At 46.2% G+C, this 5,406-nt stretch carries 2 tRNA genes and 3 rRNA genes; all 5 read left to right on the top strand.

The features are described from left to right. Positions 1-179 precede the first annotated feature (179 nt). The 5 genes from ACLMCG_RS23055 to rrf all read left to right on the top strand — a co-directional run bounded on the left by ACLMCG_RS23055 (position 180) and on the right by rrf (position 5,357). Positions 180-1,696, top strand: a 16S ribosomal RNA gene (locus ACLMCG_RS23055). Between the two features lie 216 nt (positions 1,697-1,912). Next, positions 1,913-1,986: transfer RNA gene (locus ACLMCG_RS23050), tRNA-Ile, on the top strand. Positions 1,987-2,085: 99 nt separating this feature from the next. Continuing rightward, positions 2,086-2,159 (top strand) — tRNA-Ala (locus tag ACLMCG_RS23045). 153 nt (positions 2,160-2,312) lie between these two features. Then, positions 2,313-5,070 (top strand): 23S ribosomal RNA (locus tag ACLMCG_RS23040). Between the two features lie 179 nt (positions 5,071-5,249). Then, positions 5,250-5,357: ribosomal RNA gene (gene rrf, locus ACLMCG_RS23035) — 5S ribosomal RNA — on the top strand. The 16S, 23S and 5S rRNA genes sit together here with 2 tRNA genes alongside, the layout of an rRNA operon. Positions 5,358-5,406: the final 49 nt, after the last annotated feature.

Below are 5,406 nucleotides of genomic sequence, written 5' to 3'. Positions count from 1 at the left end.
AAACATTTGGTCATTAAGAAATAAAGTTTTACTTTTGCACTCGCAAATACGGAGCGACACTGACAGAGAAGATTGCTTCGTTGAAAAGCGAAAGATATAAAGATCATTGACATACAATATAACAACCAAGTAAGGAAAAACTAAAGCGTTAAAAAACTTTGAGTGAGTCAGACAAACATACAATGGAGAGTTTGATCCTGGCTCAGGATGAACGCTAGCGGGAGGCCTAACACATGCAAGCCGAGCGGTAGAGATCTTTCGGGATCTTGAGAGCGGCGTACGGGTGCGGAACACGTGTGCAACCTGCCTTTATCTGGGGGATAGCCTTTCGAAAGGAAGATTAATACCCCATAATATATTTGTCGGCATCGATGGATATTGAAAACTCCGGTGGATAGAGATGGGCACGCGCAAGATTAGATAGTTGGTGAGGTAACGGCTCACCAAGTCTACGATCTTTAGGGGGCCTGAGAGGGTGATCCCCCACACTGGTACTGAGACACGGACCAGACTCCTACGGGAGGCAGCAGTGAGGAATATTGGACAATGGGTGAGAGCCTGATCCAGCCATCCCGCGTGAAGGACGACGGCCCTATGGGTTGTAAACTTCTTTTGTATAGGGATAAACCTACCCTCGTGAGGGTAGCTGAAGGTACTATACGAATAAGCACCGGCTAACTCCGTGCCAGCAGCCGCGGTAATACGGAGGGTGCAAGCGTTATCCGGATTTATTGGGTTTAAAGGGTCCGTAGGCGGATCTGTAAGTCAGTGGTGAAATCTCACAGCTTAACTGTGAAACTGCCATTGATACTGCAGGTCTTGAGTGTTATTGAAGTAGCTGGAATAAGTAGTGTAGCGGTGAAATGCATAGATATTACTTAGAACACCAATTGCGAAGGCAGGTTACTAAGCAACAACTGACGCTGATGGACGAAAGCGTGGGGAGCGAACAGGATTAGATACCCTGGTAGTCCACGCCGTAAACGATGCTAACTCGTTTTTGGTTTTTCGGAATCAGAGACTAAGCGAAAGTGATAAGTTAGCCACCTGGGGAGTACGTTCGCAAGAATGAAACTCAAAGGAATTGACGGGGGCCCGCACAAGCGGTGGATTATGTGGTTTAATTCGATGATACGCGAGGAACCTTACCAAGGCTTAAATGGGAAATGACAGGTTTAGAAATAGACTTTTCTTCGGACATTTTTCAAGGTGCTGCATGGTTGTCGTCAGCTCGTGCCGTGAGGTGTTAGGTTAAGTCCTGCAACGAGCGCAACCCCTGTCACTAGTTGCCATCATTAAGTTGGGGACTCTAGTGAGACTGCCTACGCAAGTAGAGAGGAAGGTGGGGATGACGTCAAATCATCACGGCCCTTACGCCTTGGGCCACACACGTAATACAATGGCCGGTACAGAGGGCAGCTACACAGCGATGTGATGCAAATCTCGAAAGCCGGTCTCAGTTCGGATTGGAGTCTGCAACTCGACTCTATGAAGCTGGAATCGCTAGTAATCGCGCATCAGCCATGGCGCGGTGAATACGTTCCCGGGCCTTGTACACACCGCCCGTCAAGCCATGGAAGTCTGGGGTACCTGAAGTCGGTGACCGTAACAGGAGCTGCCTAGGGTAAAACAGGTAACTAGGGCTAAGTCGTAACAAGGTAGCCGTACCGGAAGGTGCGGCTGGAACATCTCATTTTAGAGCGTCTTAGGACGATAAACAAAATTAGTATCGTAAGATACAAAGTACTTACTTCAAAGTAAAGCTTTAGTTTTTTGTTTGGTTGATTATATTAAAAATACAAAACCCACTAGAAATTAGTAAAGGGATAGAGAGATTTTAGATTATAAATTATAGATTTTAGATTTAAATAATCATTAAAATTTTCAATTTAAAATTTAAAATTAATAATGAAGTCTCGTAGCTCAGCTGGTTAGAGCGCTACACTGATAATGTAGAGGTCGGCAGTTCGAGCCTGCCCGAGACTACTAATTGAATGGAATTATGGATTATAAATTATAGATTTTAGATTATAGCGTATGTTTAATTTAGAATATATAATCTAGAATTTAAAATTTCTACTAGAGGGGGAATTAGCTCAGCTGGCTAGAGCGCCTGCCTTGCACGCAGGAGGTCAAGGGTTCGACTCCCTTATTCTCCACAGTTTTGGAATACTGATTTAAAAGTTACGGATGGAGCCAAAAACAACATCTGTTCATCAGTTGGACAAGAAGACATTAAGATCATTGACATTAACGGTAAAGACATCACAAAGAGAAAACCGAGCGCATAAAGCGCTTGAGTAACCAATAGGAAAGAAATCGTTAAGGGCGTATGGCGGATGCCTAGGCTTTCAGAGGCGAAGAAGGACGTGGTAAGCTGCGAAAAGCTGCGGGGATTGGCACACACGAATTGATCCGCAGATGTCCGAATGGGGCAACCCAATACATTGAAGATGTATTACCTCGTAAGAGGAGCAAACCCGGAGAACTGAAACATCTAAGTACCCGGAGGAAAAGAAATCGAAGAGATTCCGTAAGTAGTGGCGAGCGAAAGCGGATTAGCCCAAAAGCTGATATATGTTTAATAGAATGTTCTGGAAAGAACGGCCGTAGAGGGTGATAGCCCCGTATATGAAAGGCATATTTGAGTGATAAATGAGTAGGGCGGGACACGTGAAATCCTGTCTGAATATGGGGGGACCATCCTCCAAGGCTAAATACTCCTGAAAGACCGATAGTGAACAAGTACTGTGAAGGAAAGGTGAAAAGCACTTCGAATAGAAGGGTGAAATAGAACCTGAAACCGTACGCCTACAAGCGGTCGGAGCAGCGTAATGCTGTGACGGCGTGCCTTTTGCATAATGAGCCTACGAGTTAATTTTACTAGCGAGGTTAAGGTATTAAGTACCGGAGCCGGAGCGAAAGCGAGTCTGAATAGGGCGTATAGTTAGTAGGATTAGACGCGAAACCTTGTGATCTACCCATGGGCAGGTTGAAGCTCTGGTAACACAGAGTGGAGGACCGAACCGGTTGACGTTGAAAAGTCTTCGGATGACCTGTGGGTAGGGGTGAAAGGCCAATCAAACTGGGAGATAGCTCGTACTCTCCGAAATGCATTTAGGTGCAGCGTCGTATATAAGTTTATTAGAGGTAGAGCTACTGATTGGATGCGGGGGTTTCATCGCCTACCAATTCCTGACAAACTCCGAATGCTAATAAATGTTCTACGGCAGTGAGGGCATGGGTGCTAAGGTCCATGTCCGAGAGGGAAAGAACCCAGACCAACAGCTAAGGTCCCAAAATATATGTTAAGTTGAAGCAACGCGGTTGGACTGCATTGACAGCTAGGATGTTGGCTTGGAAGCAGCCATTCATTTAAAGAGTGCGTAACAGCTCACTAGTCGAGCGGTCCGGCATGGATAATAATCGGGCATAAACATATTACCGAAGCTATGGATTTATATTTTAGATATATCTGGTAGGAGAGCATTCTATTTGCGCCGAAGCAGTATCGTGAGGTATTGTGGAGCGGATAGAAAAGAAAATGTAGGCATAAGTAACGATAAAGCAGGCGAGAAACCTGCTCACCGAAAGACCAAGGCTTCCTCAGCCATGCTAATCAGCTGAGGGTTAGTCGGGACCTAACGCGAACCCGAAAGGGGTAGTGGATGGACAATGGGTTAATATTCCCATACTTGCTCACACTAAAAAGGGGACGGTTGGATGTAGCTGCTAAAGACTGACGGAATAGTCAAGGCCTAGCCTTCGGGCGAAGCTGCTGTAGTGTAATCTGATCCAAGAAAAGCCGAAGTGAAGCAACCCGTACCAAAACCGACACAGGTGGTCGAGGAGAGAATCCTAAGGTGCTCGAGTGAGTCGTGGCTAAGGAACTAGGCAAAATAGTCTCGTAACTTCGGAAGAAGAGACGCCATCAGCAATGGTGGCCGCAGTGAAGAGGCCCAGGCGACTGTTTATCAAAAACACAGGACTCTGCTAAATCGAAAGATGCTGTATAGGGTCTGACACCTGCCCGGTGCTGGAAGGTTAAGGAAGGTGCTTAGGGTTAAACCGAAGGCATTAACTGAAGCCCCAGTAAACGGCGGCCGTAACTATAACGGTCCTAAGGTAGCGAAATTCCTTGTCGGGTAAGTTCCGACCTGCACGAATGGTGTAACGATCTGGGCACTGTCTCAGCCACGAGCTCGGTGAAATTGTAGTATCGGTGAAGATGCCGATTACCCGCAATGGGACGAAAAGACCCTGTGAACCTTTACTATAACTTCGTATTGACTTTGAGTAAGTAATGTGTAGGATAGGTGGGAGGCTTTGAAGCTTGCACGCTAGTGTAGGTGGAGCCAACGTTGAAATACCACCCTTTACTTACTTGGAGCCTAACTTCTTTTAGAAGGACATTGCGTGGTGGGTAGTTTGACTGGGGTGGTCGCCTCCAAAAGAGTAACGGAGGCTTTCAAAGGTACCCTCAGCACGCTTGGTAACCGTGCGTAGAGTGTAATGGCATAAGGGTGCTTGACTGTGAGACCTACAAGTCGATCAGGTGCGAAAGCAGGACATAGTGATCCGGTGGTTCCGTATGGAAGGGCCATCGCTCATAGGATAAAAGGTACTCCGGGGATAACAGGCTAGTCTCCCCCAAGAGCTCACATCGACGGGGAGGTTCGGCACCTCGATGTCGGCTCGTCACATCCTGGGGCTGGAGAAGGTCCCAAGGGTTGGGCTGTTCGCCCATTAAAGTGGCACGCGAGCTGGGTTCAGAACGTCGTGAGACAGTTCGGTCTCTATCTATTGCGGGCGTTAGATGTTTGAGAGGGCTTGATTCTAGTACGAGAGGACCGAATTGAACAAACCTCTGGTGTATCAGTTGTACCGCCAGGTGCACCGCTGAGTAGCTACGTTTGGAAGAGATAAGCACTGAAAGCATATAAGTGCGAAACTCGCCTCAAGATGAGACATCTTTTAAGGGTCGTTGGAGATGACGACGTTGATAGGCTACAGGTGTAAAGACAGTAATGTCATAGCCGAGTAGTACTAATTACCCGTAGATTTATAGCCTTTGGTTGCTATATCAAATTATTAAATAATAAATACGACAAGTACTTTATGCGCAGTTAAGGTTTTGTCTTTGTGAAAGTTTTTATCGCTTAAAATAGATGTCAGATATAAGACATCAGATACCAGACCTTCAAGTCTGAAATCTGAAATCTATCCTCTGATATCTTATATACCTTCTTTAGGGTGGTTTTAGCGGTGGGGCTCACCTGTTCCCATTCCGAACACAGAAGTTAAGCCCACCAGCGCCGATGGTACTGCGAAAGCGGGAGAGTAGGCCGCCGCCAGTTTTTATTTTATTTTTAAAAATCCTTTATCTTATGATAAAGGATTTTTTTT

Source organism: Chryseobacterium sp. S90 (assembly GCF_047444895.1).
Classification (GTDB): Bacteria; Bacteroidota; Bacteroidia; order Flavobacteriales; family Weeksellaceae; genus Chryseobacterium.
This window is presented reverse-complemented; position numbering and strand designations above follow the sequence as displayed.